Origin of the sequence: Pseudotabrizicola alkalilacus (genome assembly GCF_003443995.1) — a bacterium.
Classification (GTDB): Bacteria; Pseudomonadota; Alphaproteobacteria; order Rhodobacterales; family Rhodobacteraceae; genus Pseudotabrizicola; species Pseudotabrizicola alkalilacus.
The window spans coordinates 62,209-87,537 of record NZ_QWEY01000013.1; the positions used below are offsets into that span (position 1 = coordinate 62,209).

The 25,329-nt window shown below is 64.7% G+C and carries 23 protein-coding genes; 16 read left to right on the forward strand and 7 right to left on the reverse strand.

Features of this window, described 5'->3' with window-relative positions; all coding sequences use genetic code 11:
- Nucleotides 1–146 precede the first annotated feature (146 nt).
- Nucleotides 147–1,403, forward strand: a complete 1,257-nt coding sequence (locus tag D1012_RS18900) for an aspartate kinase (protein ID WP_118155693.1) — start codon at nt 147–149, stop codon at nt 1,401–1,403.
- A 189-nt stretch (nt 1,404–1,592) separates the two neighbouring features.
- Complete coding sequence (gene ptsP, locus D1012_RS18905) at nt 1,593–3,836, forward strand: phosphoenolpyruvate--protein phosphotransferase (RefSeq protein ID WP_118155694.1); 2,244 nt, start codon at nt 1,593–1,595, stop codon at nt 3,834–3,836.
- 123 nt (nt 3,837–3,959) lie between these two features.
- On the opposite strand, the gene D1012_RS18910 is transcribed toward ptsP, so the two are convergent.
- Both D1012_RS18910 and D1012_RS18915 read right to left on the reverse strand, forming a co-directional pair.
- Nucleotides 3,960–4,736 carry an EcsC family protein gene (locus D1012_RS18910; protein ID WP_118155695.1) on the reverse strand — a complete coding sequence of 259 codons (777 nt, stop codon included), beginning with the start codon at nt 4,734–4,736 and terminating at the stop codon, nt 3,960–3,962.
- Between the two features lie 84 nt (nt 4,737–4,820).
- Nucleotides 4,821–5,306: a GNAT family N-acetyltransferase gene (locus tag D1012_RS18915; protein ID WP_118155696.1), complete on the reverse strand. Its 486-nt coding sequence runs from the start codon at nt 5,304–5,306 to the stop codon at nt 4,821–4,823.
- Nucleotides 5,307–5,427: 121 nt separating this feature from the next.
- On the opposite strand from D1012_RS18915, the gene D1012_RS18920 reads away from it, so the two are divergent.
- Together D1012_RS18920 and D1012_RS18925 are read left to right on the forward strand one after the other, a co-directional pair.
- Complete coding sequence (locus D1012_RS18920) at nt 5,428–6,012, forward strand: flavin reductase family protein (RefSeq protein WP_118155697.1); 585 nt, start codon at nt 5,428–5,430, stop codon at nt 6,010–6,012.
- A gap of 129 nt (nt 6,013–6,141) precedes the next feature.
- A complete protein-coding gene (locus D1012_RS18925; RefSeq protein ID WP_118155698.1) occupies nt 6,142–8,106 on the forward strand; it encodes a bifunctional 2',3'-cyclic-nucleotide 2'-phosphodiesterase/3'-nucleotidase in 1,965 nt (654 codons plus the stop codon).
- Nucleotides 8,107–8,260: 154 nt separating this feature from the next.
- On the opposite strand, the gene D1012_RS18930 is transcribed toward D1012_RS18925, so the two are convergent.
- Nucleotides 8,261–9,898: a site-specific DNA-methyltransferase gene (locus tag D1012_RS18930; protein WP_118155699.1), complete on the reverse strand. Its 1,638-nt coding sequence runs from the start codon at nt 9,896–9,898 to the stop codon at nt 8,261–8,263.
- A gap of 317 nt (nt 9,899–10,215) precedes the next feature.
- On the opposite strand from D1012_RS18930, the gene D1012_RS18935 reads away from it, so the two are divergent.
- The 8 genes from D1012_RS18935 (at nt 10,216) to D1012_RS18970 (ending at nt 16,840) form a co-directional block, all read left to right on the forward strand.
- A complete protein-coding gene (locus D1012_RS18935) occupies nt 10,216–11,082 on the forward strand; it encodes an S-methyl-5'-thioadenosine phosphorylase (protein WP_118155700.1) in 867 nt (288 codons plus the stop codon).
- The gene (locus tag D1012_RS18940; RefSeq protein WP_147335747.1) at nt 11,079–11,756 is read left to right on the forward strand and encodes a hypothetical protein; all 678 of its coding nucleotides are present in this window, start codon (nt 11,079–11,081) and stop codon (nt 11,754–11,756) included. Before D1012_RS18935 ends, D1012_RS18940 begins: the two co-directional genes overlap by 4 nt.
- A gap of 10 nt (nt 11,757–11,766) precedes the next feature.
- A complete protein-coding gene (locus tag D1012_RS18945) occupies nt 11,767–12,306 on the forward strand; it encodes an adenine phosphoribosyltransferase (protein ID WP_118155702.1) in 540 nt (179 codons plus the stop codon).
- A 230-nt stretch (nt 12,307–12,536) separates the two neighbouring features.
- The gene (chrA, locus tag D1012_RS18950; protein WP_118155703.1) at nt 12,537–13,778 is read left to right on the forward strand and encodes a chromate efflux transporter; all 1,242 of its coding nucleotides are present in this window, start codon (nt 12,537–12,539) and stop codon (nt 13,776–13,778) included.
- Nucleotides 13,779–13,837: 59 nt separating this feature from the next.
- On the forward strand, nt 13,838–14,293 hold the full coding sequence (locus D1012_RS18955; RefSeq protein WP_118155704.1) for an SspB family protein: 456 nt from the start codon (nt 13,838–13,840) through the stop codon (nt 14,291–14,293).
- Nucleotides 14,294–14,408: 115 nt separating this feature from the next.
- Complete coding sequence (gene fumC, locus D1012_RS18960) at nt 14,409–15,803, forward strand: class II fumarate hydratase (protein WP_118155705.1); 1,395 nt, start codon at nt 14,409–14,411, stop codon at nt 15,801–15,803.
- 1 nt (nt 15,804) lies between these two features.
- On the forward strand, nt 15,805–15,981 hold the full coding sequence (locus D1012_RS18965) for a DUF4169 family protein (protein ID WP_118155706.1): 177 nt from the start codon (nt 15,805–15,807) through the stop codon (nt 15,979–15,981).
- 79 nt (nt 15,982–16,060) lie between these two features.
- Nucleotides 16,061–16,840, forward strand: a complete 780-nt coding sequence (locus D1012_RS18970) for a 23S rRNA (adenine(2030)-N(6))-methyltransferase RlmJ (RefSeq protein ID WP_118155707.1) — start codon at nt 16,061–16,063, stop codon at nt 16,838–16,840.
- A 65-nt stretch (nt 16,841–16,905) separates the two neighbouring features.
- On the opposite strand, the gene pepN is transcribed toward D1012_RS18970, so the two are convergent.
- Complete coding sequence (gene pepN / locus D1012_RS18975) at nt 16,906–19,464, reverse strand: aminopeptidase N (protein ID WP_118155708.1); 2,559 nt, start codon at nt 19,462–19,464, stop codon at nt 16,906–16,908.
- A gap of 139 nt (nt 19,465–19,603) precedes the next feature.
- On the opposite strand from pepN, the gene D1012_RS18980 reads away from it, so the two are divergent.
- Nucleotides 19,604–21,115 (forward strand): FAD-binding domain-containing protein, encoded by a 1,512-nt coding sequence (locus D1012_RS18980; protein WP_118155709.1) that lies wholly within the window; start codon nt 19,604–19,606, stop codon nt 21,113–21,115.
- 3 nt (nt 21,116–21,118) lie between these two features.
- The gene (locus D1012_RS18985; RefSeq protein ID WP_199489565.1) at nt 21,119–21,274 is read left to right on the forward strand and encodes a DUF2256 domain-containing protein; all 156 of its coding nucleotides are present in this window, start codon (nt 21,119–21,121) and stop codon (nt 21,272–21,274) included.
- On the opposite strand, the gene D1012_RS18990 is transcribed toward D1012_RS18985, so the two are convergent.
- The 3 genes from D1012_RS18990 to D1012_RS19000 are packed head-to-tail and all read right to left on the reverse strand — an operon-like array spanning nt 21,271 to nt 22,509.
- Entirely contained in the window at nt 21,271–21,714 is a 444-nt protein-coding gene (locus D1012_RS18990; RefSeq protein WP_118155710.1) for an SRPBCC domain-containing protein, read from the reverse strand. The two genes, D1012_RS18985 and D1012_RS18990, sit on opposite strands and share 4 nt — an antisense overlap.
- Entirely contained in the window at nt 21,711–22,178 is a 468-nt protein-coding gene (locus tag D1012_RS18995; protein ID WP_199489566.1) for an SRPBCC family protein, read from the reverse strand. The genes D1012_RS18990 and D1012_RS18995 overlap by 4 nt, the downstream gene beginning before the upstream one ends.
- Complete coding sequence (locus tag D1012_RS19000; RefSeq protein ID WP_118155712.1) at nt 22,156–22,509, reverse strand: ArsR/SmtB family transcription factor; 354 nt, start codon at nt 22,507–22,509, stop codon at nt 22,156–22,158. Before D1012_RS19000 ends, D1012_RS18995 begins: the two co-directional genes overlap by 23 nt.
- A 226-nt stretch (nt 22,510–22,735) precedes the next feature.
- Here D1012_RS19000 and D1012_RS19005 point away from each other — a divergent pair, with 226 nt between their 5' ends.
- Nucleotides 22,736–24,898, forward strand: coding sequence for a malate synthase G (locus D1012_RS19005; RefSeq protein ID WP_118155713.1), 2,163 nt, complete (start codon nt 22,736–22,738; stop codon nt 24,896–24,898).
- The gene (locus D1012_RS19010; protein ID WP_118155714.1) at nt 24,895–25,320 is read left to right on the forward strand and encodes a GlcG/HbpS family heme-binding protein; all 426 of its coding nucleotides are present in this window, start codon (nt 24,895–24,897) and stop codon (nt 25,318–25,320) included. The genes D1012_RS19005 and D1012_RS19010 overlap by 4 nt, the downstream gene beginning before the upstream one ends.
- Nucleotides 25,321–25,329 lie beyond the last annotated feature (9 nt).

The window sequence follows — 25,329 nt, forward strand, 5'->3', positions numbered from 1 at the left end:
CGGGGGGAGCGCGCCCTTCGCGCGCCGGGGGGCAGACAGCCCCCCGTCGACGTTGAAGCCGGGCACCGCGCGGCAGGGCTTGCGCCGCCCCCCGCCGCAGCCTATGACACGCCCGATTGTTTTGGGGGCCGTGGGGAGGACTATCCATGCCGCTTCTGGTGATGAAATTCGGCGGGACATCCGTGGCAGATCTGTCACGGATCGAGAATGCCGCGAAAAAGGTGCAGGCCGAAGTGGCCCGGGGCTATGACGTCATCGTCATCGTCAGCGCCATGTCGGGCGAGACCAACCGCATGGTCGGCTATGTCGAGGGCACGTCAAAGCTGTATGATGCCCGCGAATATGATGCCGTGGTGTCGAGCGGGGAAAATGTCACCGCCGGGCTGATGGCGCTGCGCCTGCAGGAAATGGATATTCCCGCCCGCAGCTGGCAGGGCTGGCAGGTGCCGATCAACACCACTTCGGCGCATGGCTCGGCCCGGTTCATCGACATTCCGCGCGCCAATATCGACGCCAAGTTTGCCGAAGGTTTCAAGGTCGCCGTGGTCGCGGGCTTTCAGGGCATTTCTGCCGAAGGCCGCATCACCACGCTGGGCCGGGGCGGATCGGACACCACCGCCGTCGCCTTTGCCGCCGCCTTCGGCGCCGAGCGCTGCGACATCTACACGGATGTTGACGGCATCTACACCACCGACCCGCGGATCTCTTCCAAAGCGCGCAAGCTGGAAAAGATCGCGTTCGAGGAAATGCTGGAACTGGCCTCGCTCGGGGCCAAGGTGCTGCAAACCCGCTCGGTCGAACTGGCGATGCGCTACAAGGTGCGGCTGCGCGTCCTGTCCTCGTTCGAGGACACCGATGAGAACTCTGGAACCCTGGTCTGCGACGAGGATGAAATCATGGAATCGAAAGTCGTCTCTGGCGTGGCCTATAGCCGCGATGAAGCGAAAATGACGCTGGTGACGGTCGAGGACCGCCCCGGCGTCGCCTCGGCGATCTTTGGCCCGCTCGCCGATGCGGGGGTGAACGTCGATATGATCGTTCAGAACATCTCCGAGAAAAACTACGGCAACCACAGTGGCGCGGTGACCGACATGACCTTTTCGGTCCCGGTCAATCAGGTCGCCCGCGCGCAAAAAGCGATGGAAGAGGCCCGCGCCGCCGGGAGCATCATGTATGACGAGCTGATTTCCGATACCGATGTGGCCAAGGTCTCGGTCGTCGGCATCGGCATGCGCAGCCAGGTCGGCGTTGCCGCCAAGATGTTCAAGGCCCTCGCTGCCGAGAACATCAACATCAAGGTCATCGCCACCTCCGAGATCAAGATCTCGGTCCTGATCGACCGCCGCTACATGGAACTGGCCGTGCAGGCGCTGCACGATTGCTTCGAGCTCGACAAGGCCTGAGGCGCATCCACGCCCCCGCCGCCGGAACGCCGCGCTTTCCGGCGGTTGCATGTCGCACCCGCCTGCAACTGCCAGCTTTTCAGGCATTCGCCCGCCGCAGCCGCGCCATGCCGCGATGCGGCGAGTTTCTCCCCTCCCCTTTCACCTGTGCCTCGCCTATAGAGGGCACAAGTCAGAGGATGCCCCACAATGCCCGAACGGTCGGAAAGTGACAGCCGCAAACTCTTGCGCCGCCTGCGCGATGTGCTGGGCGCGCAATCCAAAGGGCAGGAGCGGCTGGACCAGATCACCCATCTGATCGCCGATTCGATGCACACCGAAGTCTGCTCGATCTATCTGTTCCGCGACCCTGAAACGCTGGAACTCTGCGCCACCGAAGGGCTCAAGGCGGAATCGGTCCACCAGACCCGGATGAAGCTGGGCGAAGGTCTGGTCGGGCGCGTGGCGCGCACCAACACGCCTGTCAACACCGCCGATGCCCCCGCCGAAAAGGGCTTTCGCTACATGCCCGAAACCGGGGAGGAGATTTACTCCAGCTTCCTTGGCGTGCCGATCCAGCGGGTCGGCGAAAAACTGGGCGTGCTGGTGGTGCAATCCAAAACCGCGCGGCAGTTTTCCGATGACGAGATCTATGCGCTCGAAGTCGTCGCCATGGTGCTGGCCGAAATGACCGAACTCGGGGCGTTCACCAGCGATGAAGACGGCATGCGCGCCCTACACCGCCAGCCGGTGATGTTCCACGGTGCCACCGGGCAGGAAGGCGCGGCCGAGGGCAATGTCTGGCTGCACGAGCCGCGCGTGGTGGTGACCAATCCGGTCGCGGATGACCCGCTGACCGAGATTGACCGCATCCGCGAAGCGGTGGGTCAGCTGCGCGTGTCGGTCGATGACCTGTTGTCCGCCGAAAGCCTTGATAAAGACCAGAAACAGGTGCTCGAAGCCTACCGGATGTTTGCCAATTCGCGCGGCTGGCTGCGCCGGATGGAAGAAGACATTCAGAACGGCCTGTCCGCCGAAGCCGCCGTGGAAAAAGAACAATCCGCCGCCCGCGCACGGCTGGAACAGGTGCCCGACGCTTACCTGCGCGAACGCCTGCATGATCTGGACGACCTGTCGAACCGGCTCTTGCGCATCCTGACCGGACAGGGCGCCGATACCGGGGCCGAGATGCCGGAAAACCCGGTGCTGGTGGCGCGCAACATCGGCCCGGCAGAGCTGCTGGAATATGGCCGCAAGCTGCGCGGCGTGGTACTGGAGGAAGGCTCGGTCGGCAGCCACGCTGCCATCGTCGCCCGCGCGCTCGCGATTCCGCTGGTGATCCACGCCCGCCGGGTGACGACCGAGGCGCTGAACGGCGACCATATCCTTGTCGATGGCGATCAGGGCATCGCCCATCTGCGGCCCGAGGAAACCGTGGCCCGCGCCTTCCGTGACAAGATCGCCATGCAGACAGAGGCACAGGCGCGCTATGCCTCGCTGCGCGATCTGCCCGCCACCACAAAATGCGGCACCACCATCGGTCTGCACATGAATGCCGGGCTGATGGCGGATCTGCCCAGCCTGGCCGGTTCAGGCGCCGATGGCGTCGGCCTGTTCCGCACCGAACTGCAGTTTCTGGTGCGCAACAAGATGCCGCGGCGCGCCGAACTGGCCGGGCTGTACGCACGGGTGATGGATGCGGCGCAGGGCAGGCGCGTGGCCTTCCGCACTCTTGACATCGGGTCCGACAAGGTGCTGCCCTATATGAAGCCCAATGACGAACCCAACCCCGCCATGGGCTGGCGTGCGATCCGGGTCGGCCTCGACAAACCCGGCGTGTTGCGCATGCAGATTCAGGCGCTGCTGCGCGCCAGCGATGGCCGCCCGCTGACGGTGATGTTCCCCTTCATCTCGGAGTTTTCCGAATTTCAGCAGGCCCGCGCCCATGTCCTGCGCGAGGTGCACCGCGAACGCTCGCTTGGGCATGTGGTGCCGGATCAGCTGGAAATCGGCGCGATGCTGGAAACCCCCAGCCTGGCCTTTGCGCCACAGGCGTTTTTCGAGCTGACCGATTTCATCTCGATCGGCGGCAATGACCTCAAGCAGTTCTTTTTCGCCGCCGACCGCGAAAACGAACGGGTCCGCCGCCGCTATGACATGCTCAACCTGTCGTTTCTCGGCTTTCTCGAACAGATCATCGCCCGCTGTGCCAGCTATGGCACCCCGCTGTCGTTCTGCGGCGAAGATGCGGGCCGCCCGGTCGAGGCGCTGGCACTGGCAGCACTCGGCTTGAAAACCCTGTCGATGCGCCCTGCCTCGATTGGGCCGGTCAAATCGCTTTTGCGCCGGATCGACCTGGCGCAGGTGCGCGCCGTGATTGAGCAGGCCCGCGCCGATGGGGACGACAGCGCCCGCCCCGCCCTGATGGAGTTTCTGTCCACCCGGATCGACTGAACCTGACCGGCACGGCCCGGCTCGCTCATTTTCTGTCTTCAAGTATCCCCGCCGGAGGCATCCGCTTGCCGGTTGGCCGCAGGCCAGAGGCGAGCTAAAAAACAACGCGGCGCAGCCGCTCCTTCAGATCCCCGCCCGCAGGCGCGGTGCCGCCACGGCGGTGCGGAAATCGGCCAGCACCTGCTCTGCCCCATGGGTCTGCGACAGCCGCAGCAGCGCAAACCGCACCCGCGCGATCTCGGAGTAATAGGTCAGAAACGCCGCATTCAGCGCCGCCCCGGTCACCGCGCCGATCACCGGAATCGCCTGCGCCGCCAGCTTTTGCCCCAAGGCCGTTGCCAGCTTGGGCGCCACGCTGGCGATCACCTTCTGCACCGCAGGCCCGGTCAGCGTCAGCCGGGCGGAAAAGAAGCTGGTGTTGATCCCGTCATCCTCGGCCAGCGGGCTGCCCGCGCCGAACACCCGGATGCACTCCGCCCGGATTGCCGGGTCATCGGGGTCAAACCCCTCGGCCCGCGCCGCCTGCCGGATCGCATGCAGGATCACCGTCACCGTCACCGGCAGTTCGGCCAGCGCGGTGGCCAGCCCCCCGGCCCCGCCCGCCGCCCCGGTCGCCATCGCGGCAAACAGCGGCCCGCGCGTGCCGGTGTCGGGCAAGCGGTCGCCCTGCCCCGCCACGGTCATCGCCGCCGACAGCGCCTGCGCCACCACCCGCTCGATCTGGGTGCGATAGACCTGCGGCACCAGCGCCATCTGCTTTTCCAGCGTGCCGCCCAGCCGGTTGACCATGGCCATCACCGGCCCGTTGGCGCGCTTGTGCCGCGCCGCAAGCGCGCGGATCTCCGGCGACAGATCACCGGGCGGCACAATGGAGGACAGATCAGCGGGCAAGGGTTCCATACCGCATGATATGGGGGGAAACCGGCGCGGCGCAATGGCCCGCCCACCCCGCTCAGGTGGCTTTCGTGACCGCGCCCGCCACCGTCAGGTGGCTTTCGTCACTGCGCCCGTCACCCGGTCCCATGCCCCGGCCTTCAGCGCCAGCCCCAGCACCCGGTCCGGGTTGGTCGGCGGCGGCATCACCACGCCCTCCAGCTTGCGAAAGCCAAAGCGCCCGTAATAGGGCGCATCCCCCACCAGCAACACCCGCTCCCACCCCAGCCGCCGGGCCTGCGCCAGACTTTCGTTGATCAAAAGCCCGCCAAGACCCTCGCCCTGCCGGGTCGGGTGTACCGCAATCGGCCCCAGCAGCAGCACATCCTGCCCGCCAACCAGGGCCGGCCAATAGCGGATCACCGCCGCCAGCGTGCCATCGGCATCGCGCAAGGTCAGGCACAGCGCCGCCACCGTCGGCACCCCGTCGCGCAGACGGTAAGATGACAGCGCAGTGCGACCGGGCGCAAAGCACAGGTCATACAGCGCCTCCACCTCCCACCAATCGGCTTCGGTCTCTTCCTCCAGCTTGTACACCCGGACAAACCCTCGCGCTAAATCCCCGGAACCACGGGCGATTCCCCGCAAACCCTCGTGACATGCGCCCGTAACATGCGTTTATGTCAGGTTCAAATCACTGTTCCCAAAGGACCGCCGCATGTTCTACCGCCCCGAAGATGGCCACGGCCTGCCGCACAACCCGTTCAACGCCATCGTCACCCCGCGCCCGATCGGCTGGATCTCCACCACCGGAAGTCAGGGCGACAACCTCGCCCCCTATTCCTTTTTCAACGCCGTGGCCTATGTCCCGCCGCAGGTGATGTTTGCCAGCACCGGGGCCAAGGACAGCCTGAACAATCTGCGCGAAACCGGGGTGTTTGCGGTCAATATCGTCGGGGCCGACATGCTGGACGCGATGAGCGCAACCTCTGCCAACCTGCCGCGTGACCGTGATGAATTTACCGCCGCCGGGGTGGCAAAAGCTGCCTGCACCACCATAACCTGCCCCCGCGTCGCCGATGCCCCCGCCACGCTGGAATGTGTGGTCAGCCAGATCATCGAGCTGAAAGGCCGCGACAATTTCCTGATTCTGGGCGAGGTGACCGGCATTCACCTGCGCGATGACTGCGTGGTGGACGGCCGCTTTGACCCGTCCCGCTACCAACCGCTCGCCCGGATGGGCTACCGCGATTATGCCATCGTCACCGAGGTTTTCGAGCACCTGCGTCCTGGCGACAGCTGAAGCGGGGGGCAACGGCCCAGCGCCGCACCGGCACTCTGACGCGCAACCCACAGATGAGTCTTGCGCGCAAAGCTGTTACATTGGCAGGATAGATGACAGCGAAACTCCCCGAACCGATGAGGTTACCCCATGATCGCCCTGTCCCGCCGTCAGTTCCTGCTGACCTCCACCGCTGGCAGCCTCGTGGCGCTGCACCCCTTTGCCGCGCGCGCCCAGGCGGGTCAGGCGCATCTGCGGATTCTGGCGACCACCGACCTGCACTGCCACGTGCAACCCTATGATTATTATGCCGACAAGCCGAATGACACCATGGGTCTGGCCCGCACCGCCAGCCTGATCGCCGCCGTCCGGGCCGAGGCTGGCAACAGTATCACCGTCGACAATGGCGATTACATGCAGGGCAACCCGATGGCCGATTTCATCGCCTATTCGCGCGGCATGAAAGAGGGCGATCTGCATCCGGTGATTGCGGGCATGAACGCGCTCGGCTTTGATGCGGGCACGCTGGGCAACCATGAATTCAACTACGGCCTGCCCTTCCTCGATCTGGTCAACGCCCGCGCCGATTTCCCCGTGCTCTGCGCCAACGTCGCCAAAACCCTTGGCGCCACCCCGCGCGAAGATGACCTTTATGCCCCGCCCTACGCCATCCTCGACCGCGAGCTGACCGACGGCAGCGGCGCGAAACTGCCGATCCGCATCGGCCTGATCGGCTTTGTCCCGCCGCAGATCCTGCAATGGGACCGCAGCCATCTGGACGGCAAGGTGCAGGTGCGTGACATCGTGCAGGCGGCGCAAGCCTGGGTGCCGCAGATCCGCGAAGAGGGTGCCGATATCGTCATCGCGCTCTGCCACTCCGGCATCGACGCAGGCCCCTATGCCGAGGGCATGGAAAACGCCGCCCTCCACCTTGCCGGGGTCGAAGGCATCGACGCGCTGGTCACCGGCCACCACCACCGCCAGTTCCCCGGCACCGATTTTGAGGGCGAGGGCATCGACAACACCGCAGGCACCCTGCGCGGCAAACCCGCCGTGATGCCCGGTTTCTGGGGCAGCCACATGGGGCTGATCGACCTGATGCTGACCCATGACAGCGGCACCTGGACCGTCGCCGCCCACGAATCCACCCTGCGCCCGATTTATGAGCGGCTCGAAGACCGCTCCATCAAACCTCTGGCCGAGGACTTCGCCCCGGCGATCGAGGCCACCGCCCAGACCCACGCCGACACCCTCGCCTATGTAAGGGCCGAGGTCGGCCAGACCTCCGCCCCCCTGCACAGCTATTTCGCGCTGGTCGCCGATGACCCTTCGGTGCAGATCGTCAGCCTTGCCCAAACCTGGTACGTGGCCCAACTCCTGCAAGGCACCGAACACGCAGACCTGCCCATCCTCTCCGCCGCCGCCCCGTTCAAGGCGGGCGGGCGCGGCGGGCCGGAGTATTACACCGATGTCGCCGTGGGGCCTGTGGCCATCAAGAACGTGGCCGACCTCTACCTCTACCCCAACACCCTGCAAGCCGTGCGCATCACCGGCGCGCAGCTGAAAGACTGGCTGGAGCGCAGCGCCGGGATCTTCAACCAGATCACCCCCGGCGCAGCCGATCAGCCGCTGATCAACCCCGCCTTCCCCAGCTACAATTTCGACGTGATCGACGGCGTCACCTATCAGATCGACCTGACCCAGCCCTCGAAATACGACAGCGACGGCGTGCTGGTGGACGACACAGCCAACCGCATTACCAACCTGCTGCACAATGGCCAGCCCGTTGATCCGGCAGCAGAATTCATCGTCGCCACCAACAACTACCGCGCAGGCGGCGGCGGCAGCTTCCCCGGCACGGGTGCCAGCACCACCATCCTGCAAGCGCCCGACACCAACCGCGACGTGATCGTGCGCTACATCGTCGATCAGGGCACCATCAGCCCGGCAGCAGACGCCAACTGGAGCTTCGCCCCCGCAGGCGGCGCCACCGTCACCTTCGACACCGGCCCCAAAGCCACCGCCTATCTGGCCGAGGTGCAAGAGCGTGGCCTGAACGTCGAACCCGCAGGCGACGGCACCGACGGCTTCGCCCGCTTCCGCATCACGCTGTAACCGCACCCCAAGCCCACCCGGCGCGGTGCGTGCAAGCACACACCCTACCCCCGCCCCCATCGCCTCCCCTCCCCCTCGTGGGGAGGGGCCGGGGGTGGGGGGCACCGGCCCCCGGCGTAGGGCGGGGGTCTCCCCGCCATCGGGCAGAAACTGCCTACAGGTCCAGCGCGCCTTGCGCCTTGCTGTCCACCTCACGCGCGGCACGCTTGAAGCTGTCTTGCCGCAACGCGGGCAGTTTTACCGCCCGGTCCCGCAGCGCAAGCGCCTGCTCGATTGTCACGATCTGAATCCTTGGCACCGACCCGGCCAGCCCCGGCACCTCGTACTGGCCTGCGCCAGCCGCCTCGGTGATCATTGGCCGTGACGGTTCGGTGAGTGTCAGAAACACCCCGATCTGCGCGCCTTCGCGTTCGATCACACCGCGCAAGTCGCGGATCATCGCGACGCCCACATTGTCGCCAGCCTTGACGCTGACAATCGCCCGCCCCTCATGCCTGGCCCCAAAGAACAGGTTGCCGTCGATCCCCTTGTCGGCCCCTTTTTTCGACAGGTTGCCGGGCTGCGCATTGATCAACGACAGCGCCCATTTCTCGAACTCGAAATAATAATTCTTGTCGTCACGCCCGCGCGCGGCAAGGTTGCGCGCGCCTTCAAGGTCTTGCGGCACGCCATGGGTGATGAACTGCACCCCCTCGAACGCATCCCGCAGCCGCTTTTCAATCAAGCCCACGGCCAGATGCGTCACGTCAATGCCAATCCAGTCCCGCCCCAGCTTTTGCGCCGCATGAACCGTGGTGCCACAGCCGCAAAACGGATCGAGCACCACATCACCGGGGTTGCTGGAGGCATTCAAAATACGCTCCAGAAGCGCCACGGGTTTCTGGGTGGGGTAGCCGAGACGTTCCGGGCTAGTGCCACCCAGAAGACCGATATCGGTCCAGACATCCTGTGCAGGTGGACCTTGGAGCTCATCAAAATAGCTTTTGAGGCGGAGCCGACCATCCTTCTTGGCCGGGTAGTGAAGTCGGTTCTGATTGTCGAGTTCCTGCATACGCTCTCGAGTATACTTCCACCCATTTCCCGGGCATTCGTAGACAATTCCGTTTTTAGCCTTGAACGCGTATTGAAGATTGGGACGCACCGCTGGATTTCCGAGGTTCTGCTCTGCCCACCGCCGACCGTCAGAGTCTTTGAAACGGAAACGCTCTTCGACGTAGCTATCGTCGTATGTTCCATACTGTGTGTTGAACAGAAAGCGATCTGATTTTGTGTAGAAGAAGATTACATCATGAACTCGACCGAAGACCTTTGAGTTTCCGTGCGATCCGTATCGCTTCCAAATGATCTCGTTTGTGTAACTCTTCGCCCCAAACACCGCATCCAGCAAGATCTTCAGGTAATGGCTCGCCGTGGGGTCACAGTGCAGATACAGGCTGCCCGTCGGCTTCAGCACGCGGTGCAGTTCCAGCAATCGCACCGCCATCATGGCGAGGTAAGCCATCATGTCATTGTCGCCCAGAAATGACCGCATCGCGCGCAGCATGGTGGCCGCCGCTGCATTGCCGCTGCGCACCACATCGCCAAAGGCGGCCTCGGCGCTGTCATTCCAGTGCCAGGTATCGTCAAACGCCTCTATCTGCGCGGCGCTGTCAGATCCTGATGGTCCCTTGAACAGCACATTATAGCTGGCATTGGAATTGAACGGCGGGTCCAGATAGATCAGATCCACCGTCTCATCGCGGATGGAGTCGCGCAGCACGCTCAGGTTATCGCCGTAATACAGATGGTTCATAGTGCCCGCCCCCCGGATGAGCGATGCGCCATCCCGTTTTTCACCCCGTCTGTGCCCAGAGTGCAGGCAGCGGGTTAACCACAGGTTAGCCCCGGCCCAAGCCCCCCGCAAGCCTTTCCGCTGCCACTTCGGAATCCCCCAAACTCTTAACAACCGCTTAATTTCACACCACCAACCCCTTGATTTCACACCACCAACCCCTTGATTTCCCTCACACTCCCCTATTGTAACACAGCGGGAACCCACCCCCTTCCCCCGTCCTGCTCCAACGCTTAAGATCGGGCCAAACCGCAAGGGGCGGGCACGGGAGCATCCATATGGACAGCATGATCGGCATCATCGGCGGCTCGGGTCTCTATCAGATCGACGGGCTGGAGGGGGCCTCCTGGGTCAAGGTCAGCACGCCCTGGGGCAAGCCCTCGGATGAGGTGCTGGTGGGGCGGCTGGGCGGTGTTGCCATGGCCTTTCTGCCGCGCCATGGCCGGGGCCATGTCCACGCGCCCAGCAGCGTGAACCACCGGGCCAATATCGACGCGCTCAAGCGGCTGGGCTGTACCGATGTGGTGGCGCTGTCAGCGGTCGGCTCGCTGCGCGAAGACTACGTGCCGGGCGATTTTGTGGTGGTGGACCAGTATATCGACCGGACCTTTGCCCGCGAAAAGTCGTTCTTTGGCAGCGGCTGTGTGGCCCATGTCGGCTTTTCCCACCCGACCTGCGCCCGCCTGTCGGGCCATGTCGCCACCGCCGCCCGTGCCGCCGGGGCGCGGGTGCATGAGGGGGCCACTTATGTCGCGATGGAGGGGCCGCAGTTTTCCACCCTCGCCGAGTCGCGCCTCTATCGCCAGTGGGGCGCCGATCTGATCGGCATGACCGGGATGCCCGAGGCCAAACTCGCCCGCGAGGCCGAGCTGTGCTATGCCTGCCTTGCGATGGTCACCGATTTCGACTGCTGGCACCCGTCGCATGGCGCGGTCGATGTGGCGCAGGTGCTGGCAACCATGGGGCGCAACGCCGGGCTGGCGCGCGATCTGGTGACCCGCCTGCCCGCGCTGCTGGGCCCCACCCGCGCGCTGTGCCCGCAGGGCTGCGACCGGGCGCTGGACCATGCGATCATGACCGCCCCGGCGATGCGCGACCCTGAGCTGCTGGCAAAGCTGGATGCGGTTGCCGGGCGGGTGCTGTGACCTGGCGATCTACCATTAGGGCCGCCTTTGCCGTCGCGCTGCTCTGCCTCGCCGCCCCAGCGCTCGCAGAGGATGGGGTCAGGGTTGATAGCCTGCTGCCTGACGCCGATTTCTTTCGGGCCGCCACCTGTGGCGCCCCTCCCGGCGGCGACTGTCAGCAAGATCCGATGCTCTGGCAAAAGACCGATCTGACCCTGACTGTGCTGCCGTCAGACGTGAAGACCGGGCGCTTCATGCCAATGCTGCTGTCGGTCAGCGTCGATTATGCGCTGATGCAGATCAACCGCGCCGGATCGGGCCTGACCATCACCCGGGTGGAGGGGCCCGAGGCCGATATCCGCCTGACCCTGACCGATGCGGTTGAGGGTGATGTGATGGACGAGGTGCCCGGCCTGACCGCCCCCGGCGTGATGGGGGTGGGTTATGCCTCGGTCTGGTGGACGGAGGAGACCGGGATCACCGAAGCCTCGATCCTGATTTCGGCCGCGATCAAGCCCACGGAAATCGTCTCGGTGGTGCTGGAAGAGATTTTTCAGGCCACCGGCCCGCTGTTCGACATCGACAGCCCGGCCTATGAGGGCGTGTCGATCCTGTCGCAGAATTCCAACGCCACCGTCACCATCGCGGATCAGGACGCACGGCTGCTGCGCCATCTGTATCCGCCCGAACCGTGAAAGCCCGAGCATGACCGCGCGCAAGACCGTCAAAGACTACATCCGGACCATCGTGGATTTCCCGCATGAGGGCATCCTGTTCCGCGATGTCACCACGCTGTTTGCCGATCCGCGCGGGTTCCGGATGTGTGTCGACCAGCTGCTGGCCCCCTATGCCGGAATGCGGATCGACAAGGTGGTGGGGCTGGAGGCGCGCGGCTTTATTCTGGGCGGTGCGGTTGCGCATCAGCTGTCAACCGGGTTCGTGCCGATCCGCAAAAAGGGCAAGCTGCCGGGACAGACGATTTCGCAGGCCTATACGCTGGAATATGGCGAGGCGGTGGTCGAGGTGCATGAAGACGCGATGCAGCCCGGCGAGACGGTGCTGGTTGTCGATGATCTGCTGGCCACCGGCGGCACGGCCGAGGCCGGGATCCGGTTGATCGAACGGCTGGGAGCAAAGGTGATCGGCTGCGCCTTTGTGGTCGATCTGCCAGATCTGGGGGGGCGCGACCGGCTGGAGGCGATGGGAATGGATGTGCACGCCCTGTGTGCTTTTGACGGGCTGTAAAACCGCACACGACATAGTGTCATTAACCTCGATTTAGGGAATCGCCCCTAGACAGATCAAGCGCGGCCTTGGCCACGCTGTTGCTTGCAAGGGGTGGCGAATGCCCCCTGTTTGACGTGCTGCTTGCAATCACACGTCAAAACTCTCCCCCGCCGGGTTTCATACCCGGCGGGGTTCTCCAGCGGGATGCTTGTCTTGCGGGCGTCACCCGGCACCGATACCCTCTGCCAATGACACCCACACGCACCGACCTGTTCCATACCTTTGCCCGTATCGGCGTGCTGTCCTTTGGCGGCCCTGCGGCGCAGATTGCGCTGATGCACCGGATTCTGGTGGATGAGCGCAAATGGCTGACCGAAAAGGATTATCTGTCGGCCCTGTCGTTCTGCATGCTGCTGCCGGGGCCAGAGGCGATGCAGCTTGCCACCTGGGCCGGCTGGCGGCTGCACGGCACGGTGGGCGGGCTGATCGCGGGCGGGCTGTTTGTGCTGCCCGGTGCGCTGGTCGTGCTGGCGCTGTCGATGGCCTATGCGGCCTGGGGCGAGCTGCCGCTGATGCAGGCGCTGTTTCTGGGGGTGCAGGCGGCGGTGATTGCCATCGTGATCGAAGCGCTGATCCGGGTGGCCCGCCGCGCGCTGCGCGGGCGCGCGGCCTATGTGATTGCGGTGCTGGCCTTTCTGGGCCTGTTCATGCTGAATCTGCCGTTTCCGGTCATCATCCTCGCCGCAGGGCTCTGGGGGCTGATGACCGCGCGCGGCAACCGCGCCGCCCTGCCCGAGATTACGGCGCCGCGCACGTTGCAAACGCTGGTCCTGTGGCTGGCGGTCTGGCTGCTGCCGCTGGCGCTGCTCTGGGCGCAGGGCGGGATCTTGTTTGATGTCGGCTGGTTCTTTTCCAAGCTCGCGGTGCTGACCTTTGGCGGTGCCTATGCGGTGCTGGCCTGGATGACGCAAGAGGTGGTGGCGATACAGGGCTGGCTGACCACACCGCAGATGATGGCAGGGCTGGGGCTGGCAGAAACCACGCCCGGCCCGCTGATTCTGGTCAATGAATTCGTCGGCTTCATGGCCGGATACGGCGCAGGCGGCTGGGCCATGGGCCTTGCCGCCGCAACTGTTGCACTGTGGATGACCTTTGTGCCGTGCTTTTTGTGGATCTTTGTCGCCGCGCCCTATCTTGCGCGCATCACCGCCGATCCCCGGCTTTCGGGCGCGCTGACTGCAATCATGGCAGCGGTGGTCGGGGTCATTGCGAATCTGTCGCTGTGGTTTGCGCTGCACCTATTGTTCGGCTCTATCACGCCACGCAGCTTTGGCCCTGTGCAGTTGATCATCCCTGATCCGGCCAGTCTTAATCTGACCGCCCTTGGCCTTGCCGCGCTGTCGGCGCTGCTGCTGTTGTACTTTCACCGCCCGCTGTGGCAGGTGCTGGCCGCCTCGGCGCTGCTGTCGGTTGCAATCAGTGCCGCCTGACCCCTTTCATTCGGGGGCAAAACCCCTATGCTGGCATTACGGAAAGCTGAGGGTTCAAGATGGCGCGGTCGATTGATTACGGAAATCTGATGCATCGCGCGATGCGCAGCCTGATCCAGTCGGTGCTGGAAGATGTCGGCCAGAACGGCCTGCCCGGCGCGCATCATTTCTTTATCACCTTTGACACCACCCACCCCGAGGTGGAGATGGCCGATTGGCTGAAAGCCCGCTATCCGGCGGAAATGACCATCGTGATCCAGCACTGGTTTGAAAACCTGGTGGTGACCGACGACGGATTCACCATCACGCTGAATTTCGGCAACCAGCCCGAGCCGATGGTGATCCCGTTCGATGCGGTGCGCACCTTTGTTGACCCGTCGGTGGAATTCGGCCTGCGCTTTGAAAGCCATGCCGAAGACGAGGAGGACGACGAAGGCGATGATGACGGCGACGATGATCCGCCGCCCCAGCATGACGCCGAAGTTGTCAGCCTTGACAAGTTCCGCAAGCAATAACGCCACCTGAACGGACAAAAGCAATGCGCTTTCGCCGTGGTATGCGACGGTATGCCAATTGATTTTTCTGCGCCCGCACCGTAAGGACGGGGCAGCAAAATCAGGAGGCTTGCCGATGTCCGCCACCCGTACCGAAACCGACAGCTTTGGCCCGCTTGAGGTTCCCGCTGACAAATACTGGGGCGCGCAGACCCAGCGCTCGATCATCAACTTTCCGATCGGCTGGGAAAAGCAGCCCGTCGCGATCATCCGCGCTTTGGGCGTGATCAAAAAGGCCTGTGCGCTGGTCAATGTCGATCAGGGCGACATGACGCCCGAACTGGGGCAGGCGATTGCCGCCGCCGCGACCGAGGTGATTGAAGGAAAGTTCGACGACAACTTCCCGCTGGTGGTGTGGCAGACCGGGTCGGGCACGCAAAGCAACATGAACGCGAACGAGGTGATCTCGAACCGCGCGATTGAAATGCTGGGCGGGGAAAAGGGCTCGAAAAAGCCGGTCCACCCGAATGACCACGTGAACATGGGGCAGTCGTCAAACGACACCTTCCCCACTGCGATGCACGTGGCGACGGGTATGATGGCGCGCGATGTGCTGCTGCCGGGTCTGGAAAAGCTGCATGCGGCGCTGGTGGCGAAATCCGAAGAGTTCAAGGATATCATCAAGATCGGCCGCACCCATACCCAGGATGCGACGCCCCTGACGCTGGGTCAGGAATTCGGCGGCTATGCTGCGCAGGTCGCCAAGGGCATTGCGCGGGTGAAAATGTGCCTGCCCGACATTTATGAGCTGGCACAGGGCGGCACCGCTGTCGGCACCGGGCTGAACACCCGCGTCGGCTGGGATACCCGTGTGGCGGCGCGTATTGCCGAGATCACCGATCTGCCCTTCGTAACCGCCCCCAACAAGTTCGAAGCCTTGGCCGCGCATGACGCCATGGTGATGTTCTCGGGCGCGTTGAAAACCGTGGCCGCCAGCCTGTTCAAGATCGCCAATGACCTGCGCCTCCTGGGCTCCGGCCCGCGGTCGGGTCTGGGCGAGCTGATCCTGCCGGAGAATGAGCCGGGGTCGTCGATCATGCCGGGCAAGGTGAACCCGACCCAGGCCGAAGCGCTGACCATGGTCTGCGCGCATGTGATGGGCAATGACGCCGCCATCGGCTTTGCCGGCTCGCAGGGGCATTTCGAGCTGAACGTCTACAACCCGATGATGTCGTACAACCTGCTGCAATCCATGCAACTTCTGGGCGACGCGGCGGGATCGTTCACCGACAATATGGTGGTGGGCACCCAAGCCAATGTGGCGCGGATCGACAAGCTGATGAAGGAATCGCTGATGCTGGTCACGGCACTGGCCCCGACCATCGGCTATGACAACGCGACCAAGGTGGCCAAGACCGCGCACAAGAACGGCACCACCCTGAAGGAAGAGGCGATTGCGCTTGGCTTTGTCGACGCCGAAACCTTTGACCGCGTGGTGCGGCCCGAGGATATGATCGGCCCCAAAGGCTGATATGGCCGAGGTCGTCAACCTGCGCATGGTGAAAAAGCATGCCGCCCGCAAGGCGGCCCGCGCGCAGGCGGATGAAAACGCGGTAAAGTTTGGCCTGACCCGAACCGAGCGCGACCGGCAAAAGGCCGAAGCAGACAAAGCCGCCCGCGATCTTGCGGCACATAAACGCGAGCCGTAGGGCGGGGTTCACCCCGCCTTGCGACGCCAAACCCCGCCCTGCCCTTGCGGGGCAGGCCGCCGCCTGCTACGGCAATGAGATGCTGTCATATCAACACCTGTATCACGCCGGAAATCTTGCCGATGTCCACAAGCACGCGCTTTTGGCCACCACGCTCGATTACCTGACCCGCAAGGACAAACCGCTGACCTATGTGGAAACCCACGCCGGGCGCGGGCTGTATGATCTGACCGCCCCCGAAGCGATGAAAACCGGCGAGGCGGCCAAGGGCATTGCCATCGCCGCCAACTGGTTTCCCGCGACGCACCCCTATAGCCGCGCTCTGGCCGCCACCCGCGACCAGCGCGGGCCAGCCGCCTACCCCGGCAGCCCGCTGATCGCCGGGCATCTGCTGCGCGAGACTGACAGCATCCATCTGTGCGAGCTGCACCCGCAGGAACATGCGGCGCTGGAATATGCCTCTGCCCCGTTCGGGGCCAAGGTCTATCACGAGGATGGGCTGGCCAAGGCGCTGTCGATCTGCCCGCCCACGCCCCGGCGCGGCATGGCGCTGATTGACCCTTCTTATGAGGTGAAGACCGATTACGAGACGATACCGCGCGTGGTTGGCCAGTTGCACCGCAAGTGGAATGTCGGGATCATTTACCTGTGGTATCCGATCCTGCGCGAAGGCTATCACAAGCCGATGCTGGCCGAGCTCCGCGCGATCCAGCCCGAGGCGCTGGTGCATGAGGTGCGCTTCCCCCCGGTGCGCGATGGGCACCGGATGGAAGGCTCGGGCATGGTGATGATCAACCCGCCCTTTGGCATTGAAACCGAGACCAAGCGGCTGACCGGGTTGTTCCGTAAGCTCGGCTGACGGATCACTCCCCCGGCCGCAGACGAATTTTCGGCGAAAATTCGGGCCCGGCCTGCTGCGCGCGCTTAGTCCCCCAGCATGCGCCCGGCCATCTCGGACAGATCCCGGCTCAATCCCTTGGTTGCCAGCATCCGGCGCAGCACGTCGCGTAGCATGCCCTGCCGGTCGGCATCATAGCGCGGCCAGGTCTCGAACGCAGTCGACATCCGCGCCGCCGTTTGCGGGTTCAGCGGGTCGAGCCGCAGCAACCAATCCGCCACCAGCGCATAGGCAGCACCGCTGATGTGGTGGAACCCGGCATGATGGCCCGACAGCGCCCCGATCACCGAGCGGAAGCGGTTGGGGTTCTTCCAGTCGAAATCCGGGTGTTCGGTCAGGGCGCGGGTCACCTCTGCCGCCCGCTCCGGGCTGGCAAAGCCGATCTGCAGCGCAAACCACTTGTCCATCACATTGCGGTCGGCCCGCCAGCGGGATTCAAACCGCGCCAGCTCCTCCTGCCCCGCGCCGATGTCGAGCAGGCAGGACAGCGCGCCGACCTCTTCGGTCATGTTGTCCGCCGCCGCAAAGGCGGCGCGCGCGGCGGTGCCGCCATCGACCCGGGACAGCAGCGACAGCGCGGCCAGCCGCAACGCGCGGCGGCCCGCAGCGCGGGCATCGGGCGTGAACGGGCCGGGTTCGGCAAGCCCCGCCATCAACCCCGGCAACACCCCGGCCAGCCGCTGTGCCAGCGCATCCCCCATCCGCCTGCGGGCCGCATAAATGCCCGCCGGATCGGGCACATGGCCCGAGGCGTGCAGCGTTTGCGCCATGTCGTCATCCGACGGCAGCCGCAGGCACAGCGCGCGAAACGCCGGGTCAAGGCTGTCGTCCTGCGCCACCCGCGCCAGTGCATCCAGCCAGTCCGGCCCCGGTGCCGCGCCTGTCGTCACCATCCGCGCCAGCAGATCCTTGGCCAGTGCCCGACCCGCCTCCCACTTGTTGAACGGGTCGGTGTCATGCGCCAGCAGAAAGGCGCGTTCTTCGGCACTCACCGCGCGCTCCAGCAGTACCGGCGCGGAAAATCCGCGCAGGATCGAGGGCACGGGCCGCGCCGCCAGCCCGTCAAAGCGAAAGGATTGGCGGGTCTCGGTCATCTCCAGCACGGTGGTCGGCACCACCTCGGCGCCATTGGGGTTCAAAAGCCCGACCGCAATCGGCAGCACCTTGGCGCCCTTGACCGTCTGGCCGGGGGTGACCGGGTTTTCCTGTTCGAAATGAAGCGTATAGGTGCCGTCGTTAAAGTCATCTGTTACCCGTAGCCGGGGTGTGCCCGCTTCGGAATACCAGCGTTTGAACTGGGTCAGATCGCGCCCCGTGGCGTCCTGAAACACCGCCAGCCAATCCTCGATCGTCGCCGCCTGCCCGTCGTGGCGCTCAAAGTACAGATCGAGCGCGCGGGCGTAGCCGTCATCGCCCACCAGACGTTTCAGCATGCCGATCACCTCGGCACCCTTTTCGTAGATCGTGGCGGTGTAGAAATTGTTGATCTCGACATAGGACTCGGGCCGCACCGCATGGGCCAGCGGCCCCTGATCCTCGCGGAACTGGCGGGCGCGGAGCATCAGAACGTCTTCGATCCGCTTCACCGCGTGGCTGCGCATATCGCCGGAGAACTGCTGGTCGCGGTAGACGGTCAGCCCCTCCTTCAGGCACAGCTGAAACCAGTCGCGACAGGTGATGCGGTTGCCGGTCCAGTTGTGGAAATACTCATGCGCGATGATCGCCTCGATCCGGGCAAAGTCATCGTCGGTGGCGGTCTCGGGACTGGCCAGCACGAATTTGGAGTTGAAGATGTTCAGCCCCTTGTTCTCCATCGCGCCCATGTTGAAATCATCGACCGCGACGATGTTGAAAACATCCAGATCATATTCGCGGCCATAGACCTGTTCATCCCATTTCATCGAGCGGATCAGACTGTCCATCGCATAGGCGCAGCGCCCTTCATCCCCCGGCCGCACCCAGATGTTGAGCGCGACATCGCGGCCCGACATCGTGACGAACCGGGCGGAATGGGCGCGCAGATCGCCCGCGACCAGGGCGAACAGATAGGCGGGTTTGGGCCAGGGATCATCCCATTCCGCCCAACCCGGCCCCTCGGCCACCAGATTGCCGTTGGACAAGAGCACCGGCAGATCGCCCACGACCTGCACCCGGAACCGCGCCATCACGTCGGGGCGGTCGGGGTAAAAGGTGATCTTGCGAAAGCCTTCGGCCTCGCATTGGGTGCAGTACAGGCCGCGCGACATATACAGGCCCTCCAGCGCGGTATTGCCCTCGGGCGCGATCTCGACCTCGGTTTCCAGCACAAACGGCGCATCGGGCAACTCCGCCGCCGGAATGGTCAGCCCGGTGTCATCGGGCTGCACCGACAGCGCCCGCCCGTCTATTGACAACGACATGAGCCGCAGCCCCTCACCATCCAGCCGCAGGTCATGGCCCGCACCCCGCGCCGGGTTTGGCCGCATCTCCAGCCGCGCCTGTACCTTTGTGGCCTGTGGCGACAGATGGAATTTCAGCGCGACCTGATCCACAAGGTGCGAAAACGGCTGGTAATCGGCAAGGTGTATGGCGCGGGCGTCGGTCATGGGTCTGGTCCTCCTGCCCACCCAAGCTATGCGCTGTGCCGCCACGTGCAAGCCCGAAGGCATTGGCGCGGGGGAAAAATCCTGCGCACGGCGGATCAGGTCTTTACGAATCTGGCCCAGCCGCTATCTGATATGTTCCATGAATGTTCTCATCTGGTTCAAGCGCGATCTGCGGGTCCATGACCACCCTGCCCTGACGCTGGCGGCAAGCCTCGGGCCGGTTCTGCCGCTGTATATTGTTGAGCCGGAGTATTGGGCGCTGCCCGATACCTCGGCCCGGCAATGGGAGTTTACCGCCGAAACCTTGGCCGATCTACGGCAGGATCTGGGGACAGCGGGGGCGCGTCTGGTCGTCCGGGTCGGCGACGCGGTCGAGGTGATGGAACGGCTGCGCCGTCAGCACAAGATCAGCCATATCGTCAGCAATGAAGAAACCGGCAACCTGTGGACCTTTGCCCGCGACAAACGGGTGGCGGCATGGGCCAAAGCGGCGGGGGTGGAATGGACCGAGCTGCCGCAATCTGGCGTGGTGCGGCGGCTCAAGGGGCGCGATGGCTGGGCGCGCAAGCGCGACAGCTTTACTGCGCAGCCGCAACTTCCCGCGCCCACAGGGCTGACCCCGGTCTCCGGGGTCGAGCCGGGGGTGATCCCCTCAGCCCGCGCCCTGCGGCTGGCAGAGGATCGTTGCGCCCACCGGCAGGCGGGCGGGCGGCAGCATGGGCTGCTGGCGCTCGACTCCTTCCTGACCCTGCGCGGCGAGCCGTACCGTACCGCCATGTCCTCGCCCCTGACCGGCGAGCGCGCTTGTTCACGGCTGTCGCCCTATCTGGCGCTGGGGGCGCTGTCGGGGCGCGAGGTGGCGCAAGCCACCACGGCCCGGCTGGCAGAGAGGCCCGGCGGGCGCTGGCCGGGGTCGCTGACCAGCTTCCAGAGCCGTCTGGCCTGGCGCGACCACTTCATGCAAAAGCTGGAGGATGAGCCGCAGATCGAGGTGCGTTGCCTGCACCGCGCCGCCGAACACCTGCGCCCGCGCGATCCCGACGCCAGCCGTCTGGCGGCATGGAGCGCGGGGGAAACCGGCTTGCCCTTTGTCGATGCCTGCATGCGCTATCTGGCGGCGACCGGCTGGCTGAATTTCCGGATGCGGGCGATGGTGACATCGGTCGCGTCCTATCACCTGTGGCTGGACTGGCGCGCCACAGGGCCTGTGCTGGCGCGGCGGTTTACCGATTACGAGCCGGGGATTCACTGGCCGCAGGTGCAGATGCAGTCGGGCACGACGGGCATCAACACGCCGCGCATCTACAACCCGGTGAAACAGGGCTCGGATCAGGATCCGACCGGCGCCTTCACCCGCCGCTGGCTGCCGGAACTGGCCGATGTGCCGGATGCCTTCCTGCAAAGCCCGTGGCGGTGGGAGGGCGCGCGCGGGCTGCTGGGGCGGCGCTACCCCGAGCCGGTGGTGGATGTGATGGCCGCCCAGCGGGCCGCGCGCGATGCGGTGTTTGGCCTGCGCAAAACCGCACCACGCGCCGAAATTGTCGAGATCATCGAGCGCCACGCCAGCCGCGCCGATCCGCGTTTTGTCAACGACCGTGCGCCGCGCAGGCGGGTTCCGGTGTCATCGGCGCAGTTGAGCCTTGGGCTGTAAGCCATGGCAAAGATGGTGAAAAAGGGCGATCTGCCCGGCAAGATCTGCGCCACCTGCGGCAGGCCGTTCGTCTGGCGCAAGAAATGGGAAAAGGTCTGGGACGAGGTGCGCTTTTGCTCTGACCGGTGCCGGGGCGAGGCAAAGCGCAAGCCGGGTTAATCGCCCTGCGCCATCGCCGCGAGCTTGGCCAGGGTCTGGTGCCCCAGTTCCACCGCACCGAACCCGACCGCCATCGCCCGCGCAGCGAGGCTGGGAAAGGTCATCTCATAGCGGATGCGGGTGGCATCGCCCTCGGCGGTCAGGGTCATCACCACTTCATTTGCCGCCTCGGCGTCCAAGCCTGCGTCCAGCAGAAACTCCAGCCGGTGCGGCGCCTCCATCCGGGTGTAGCGGTGGCGGTTGGGCCAGACCTTGCCATCCGGCCCGGTCATGTCGAACAGCCACTGCCCGCCCTCGCGCAGGTCGATGTCATGGGTGCGGCAGGTGAACCCCTCCGGCCCGAACCATTGCGGCAACAGCGCCGGATCGGTCCAGCAGCGCCAGACCTTTGGCACCGGTGCTGCGATCAGGCGCGTCAGGGTGATCTGCCGCCCACTCATAACGTCGCCGCCACAGCGTCGAGCTGCGCCGCCGCCGTGCCCCAGCCGTCGTGAAAGCCCATATCCTCATGCGATTTGCGCTGATCTGGGGTGCGGTGCAGGGCGATGGCGCGGTAGAGTGTGCCAGTGCCTTCGGGTTCCAGCAGGATAAAGGCGGTCATGCCAAAGCTGTCCGCAGCCGGGTGATAGCCAGGGCCCAGCAGATCGGTCCAGACCAGCCGCCGCTCTGGCACGACCTCCAGAATGCAGCCCGCGCCGGTCTGGCTGTCCATGCCGGGAATATCCATCGTGGTCGCAAAGATGCCGCCGGGGCGCAGGTCGATTTTGACATCTCGCGTGACCACGGGTTTGGGCGCAAACCACTGTTCCAGCAGCGCGGGTTCCGTCCAGCAACGCCAGACTTTGGCCGGCGGGGCCTTCAGATGGCGCACCAGTTCAAGATCAGTCTCGGGGTTCAGGATCATCGTCATCCTCCAGCGTTGCAAGAAACTCTTCCAGACGGTCGGTCCGCGCCTCCCACTCGGCGCGGACGGTCGCCAGCCAGTCGGTCGCCACGGTCAGCGTGACCGGAACCGCGCGGCACAGCCGGGTGCGGCCCTGCTTTTCGGTCTGGATCAGGCCCGCCTGCTCCAGCACCTCCAGATGGCGCAGCACGGTGGGCAGCGCAAAGCCGGTGGGCGCGGCAAGCACCGAGACCGGCAAGGCCCCCTGCCCCAGCCGCTGCAACAGCGCCCGGCGGGTCGGGTCGCCAAGCGCGTGAAAGATGCGCGACAGATTTGCGTCATGCTGAGCCATATGGCTTGGTATCACATCCCGGCGCTTCGCAAAAGAGAAAGTTAGCCAGACAGCTAAATGTCTCACTCTCTTCCAAACGCGAAAGCTGTGATCGGATTTTTGGTAAAATAAGATGACCGCTTTTGTTGCCTCTGCCCGGGTTTTTCAGTATCCCTGCCCGCATCGCATACCATGGTATCCCACCGGGCACCGGAACGGGCACTGCACCCAGAAACAAGGACACCCCATGACCGACCGTATCGCCATCACTGGGCTGAAGGTTGACGCCCGCCTTGTGGATTTCGTCGAACAGCACGCGCTGCCCGGCACCGGGATCGATTCCCACAGCTTCTGGGACGGCTTTGCCGCCGCCATCGCCGATCTGATGCCAAAGAACCGCGCGCTGCTGGCCCGGCGCGAGGCGTTGCAGACGCAGATTGACGGTTGGCACAAGGCCCGTCGCGGGCAGGCGTTTGATGCCGCCAGCTACCGCGCCTTTCTGACCGAGATCGGCTATCTGGTGCCCGAAGGCCCGGATTTTTCAATTGAAACCACCCAGACCGACCCCGAAATCGCGTTGGTCCCCGGCCCGCAGCTGGTGGTTCCGGTCATGAACGCGCGCTATGCGCTGAACGCGGCCAATGCGCGCTGGGGCAGCCTGTATGACGCGCTTTATGGCACCGACGCCTTGGGCGACCTGCCCGCAGGCAAGGGCTATGATGCGGCGCGCGGCGCGCGGGTTGTCGCCTGGGGCCGCAGCTTTCTGGATGAGGCGGTGCCGCTGACCGCAGGCTCGTGGTCCGAAGCGCGGGGGTTTCGTGTGGAGGGGGGCCAGCTTTGGGTGACCGGGGCCGCCGATGCGGTCGGCCTTGCCGATCCGGCACGCTTTGCCGGATACAGCGGCGAGGCGACCGCGCCCACGACGATCATGTTGAAGAACAACGGTTTGCACATCGCAGTGCATGTCGATGCCTCGACCCCGACCGGGCGGGACGATCTGGCGCATGTCTCTGACATCCGGCTGGAATCGGCGATGTCGGCGATCATGGATTGCGAAGACTCGGTTGCCGCCGTCGATGCCGCCGACAAGGTGCTGGCCTATGGCAACTGGCTGGGGCTGATGAAGGGCGATCTGTCCGAGGTGATCGTCAAGGGCGGCAAGGAGTCGGTGCGCCGTCTGACCCCGGATCTGACCCTGACCGCCCCGGATGGCAGCGCGATTTCGCTGAAATCGCGCGCGCTCTTGTTGGTGCGCAATGTCGGCCATCTGATGACCAACCCCGCGATCCTGACCGAAGACGACCGCGAAATCGGCGAAGGTATCATGGATGCGTTCCTGACCACGCTGTGCGCAATGCACGATCTGAAAAAGACCGAAGGCACCCGGAATTCGACCATGGGTTCGGTCTATGTGGTCAAGCCAAAGATGCACGGCCCCGAAGAGGTGGCCTTTGCCTGCGAGATCTTTGACCGGGTAGAGACCGTGCTGGGCCTGCCCCGCTTTACCGTCAAACTGGGCATCATGGATGAAGAGCGCCGCACCAGCGCCAACCTGAAAGAGTGCATCCGCGCCGCCAAGGACCGGGTGGCCTTCATCAACACCGGTTTCCTGGACCGGACCGGCGATGAGATCCACACCAGCATGGAAGCGGGGCCGATGGTCCGCAAGGGCGACATGAAGGCATCAAGCTGGATCAAGGCCTATGAGGATCGCAATGTCGATATTGGCCTCGCCTGCGGCTTGCAGGGCCGGGCGCAGATCGGCAAGGGCATGTGGGCCGCGCCTGATCTGATGGGCGACATGCTGGCGCAAAAGATCGGCCATCCGCAGGCCGGGGCGAATTGCGCCTGGGTGCCCTCGCCCACCGCCGCCACGTTGCATGCCACCCATTACCACCGCGTCGATGTGCTGGCCCGACAGGCCGAACTTGCCCGCGGCGGCCCGCGTGGCACGCTGGACGCGCTGCTGACCATTCCGCTGGCGCAGGGTGCAAACTGGTCAGAGGAGGATATCCGGCAAGAGGTGGAAAACAACGCACAGGGCATTCTGGGCTATGTGGTGCGCTGGATTGATCAGGGGGTAGGCTGCTCCAAGGTGCCAGACATTCACGATGTCGGGCTGATGGAAGACCGGGCCACCTGCCGCATCTCGTCGCAAGCGCTGGCGAACTGGCTGCACCATGGGGTGATCACCGAGGATCAGGTGATGGCGGCGCTGCGCAAGATGGCGGCGGTGGTGGACCGGCAGAATGCGGAAGATCCGCTCTATCAGCCGATGGCACCGGGTTATGACGGGGTGGCATTCCGCGCCGCCTGTGATCTGGTTCTCAAGGGGCGCCTGCAGCCTTCGGGCTACACCGAACCCGTCCTGCACGCGCGGCGGCTGGAAAAGAAAGCAGAAGCAGCATGACCATCAGCATCAGAAAAGCCCGCACGATCATCAAGGCGGCCCTGGCAAAGGGCCGCGAGGCGGGGATGAAACCACTGTCGGTGGTAGTGTTGGATGCAGGGGCGCACACCATCGCCTTTGAACGCGAGGATGGCGCCTCGCCGGGCCGCTTTGCGATTGCCCATGGCAAGGCCAATGGCTGCATCATGCTGGGCCTGCCCGGCAGCGCCATTCAGACCCGCGCCGATGCCCAAGCCTATTTCGTGCAGGCGATGAACGGCTTGTATGCCGGTGATTTCGTGCCGGTCAAAGGCGGGGTTCTGGTGCGCGATGCCAAGGGCAACATCCTGGGCGCAGTCGGTGTCACCGGCGACTCGTCCGACAATGACGCCGTAGCGGCATGTGCCGGGATCGAAGCGGCCGGGCTGGTGGCGGAAAGCTGAGGCGCAGAG

Excerpts from the sequence above, each read along its gene's own strand:
- D1012_RS18910 (WP_118155695.1), bottom strand. The coding sequence starts at position 4,736 with ATGGAACCCTTGCCCGCTGATCTGTCCTCCATTGTGCCGCCCGGTGAT.
- D1012_RS18955 (WP_118155704.1), top strand. The coding sequence starts at position 13,838 with ATGGCGCGGTCGATTGATTACGGAAATCTGATGCATCGCGCGATGCGC.
- D1012_RS18945 (WP_118155702.1), top strand. The coding sequence starts at position 11,767 with ATGACCGCGCGCAAGACCGTCAAAGACTACATCCGGACCATCGTGGAT.
- D1012_RS18970 (WP_118155707.1), top strand. The coding sequence starts at position 16,061 with ATGCTGTCATATCAACACCTGTATCACGCCGGAAATCTTGCCGATGTC.
- D1012_RS18935 (WP_118155700.1), top strand. The coding sequence starts at position 10,216 with ATGGACAGCATGATCGGCATCATCGGCGGCTCGGGTCTCTATCAGATC.
- D1012_RS18920 (WP_118155697.1), top strand. The coding sequence starts at position 5,428 with ATGTTCTACCGCCCCGAAGATGGCCACGGCCTGCCGCACAACCCGTTC.
- ptsP (WP_118155694.1), top strand. The coding sequence starts at position 1,593 with ATGCCCGAACGGTCGGAAAGTGACAGCCGCAAACTCTTGCGCCGCCTG.
- pepN (WP_118155708.1), bottom strand. The coding sequence starts at position 19,464 with ATGACCGACGCCCGCGCCATACACCTTGCCGATTACCAGCCGTTTTCG.
- D1012_RS18990 (WP_118155710.1), bottom strand. The coding sequence starts at position 21,714 with ATGAGTGGGCGGCAGATCACCCTGACGCGCCTGATCGCAGCACCGGTG.
- D1012_RS19005 (WP_118155713.1), top strand. The coding sequence starts at position 22,736 with ATGACCGACCGTATCGCCATCACTGGGCTGAAGGTTGACGCCCGCCTT.
- D1012_RS18980 (WP_118155709.1), top strand. The coding sequence starts at position 19,604 with ATGAATGTTCTCATCTGGTTCAAGCGCGATCTGCGGGTCCATGACCAC.
- D1012_RS19000 (WP_118155712.1), bottom strand. The coding sequence starts at position 22,509 with ATGGCTCAGCATGACGCAAATCTGTCGCGCATCTTTCACGCGCTTGGC.
- D1012_RS18965 (WP_118155706.1), top strand. The coding sequence starts at position 15,805 with ATGGCCGAGGTCGTCAACCTGCGCATGGTGAAAAAGCATGCCGCCCGC.
- fumC (WP_118155705.1), top strand. The coding sequence starts at position 14,409 with ATGTCCGCCACCCGTACCGAAACCGACAGCTTTGGCCCGCTTGAGGTT.
- D1012_RS18900 (WP_118155693.1), top strand. The coding sequence starts at position 147 with ATGCCGCTTCTGGTGATGAAATTCGGCGGGACATCCGTGGCAGATCTG.
- D1012_RS18930 (WP_118155699.1), bottom strand. The coding sequence starts at position 9,898 with ATGAACCATCTGTATTACGGCGATAACCTGAGCGTGCTGCGCGACTCC.
- D1012_RS19010 (WP_118155714.1), top strand. The coding sequence starts at position 24,895 with ATGACCATCAGCATCAGAAAAGCCCGCACGATCATCAAGGCGGCCCTG.
- D1012_RS18995 (WP_199489566.1), bottom strand. The coding sequence starts at position 22,178 with ATGATCCTGAACCCCGAGACTGATCTTGAACTGGTGCGCCATCTGAAG.
- D1012_RS18985 (WP_199489565.1), top strand. The coding sequence starts at position 21,119 with ATGGCAAAGATGGTGAAAAAGGGCGATCTGCCCGGCAAGATCTGCGCC.
- chrA (WP_118155703.1), top strand. The coding sequence starts at position 12,537 with ATGACACCCACACGCACCGACCTGTTCCATACCTTTGCCCGTATCGGC.
- D1012_RS18925 (WP_118155698.1), top strand. The coding sequence starts at position 6,142 with ATGATCGCCCTGTCCCGCCGTCAGTTCCTGCTGACCTCCACCGCTGGC.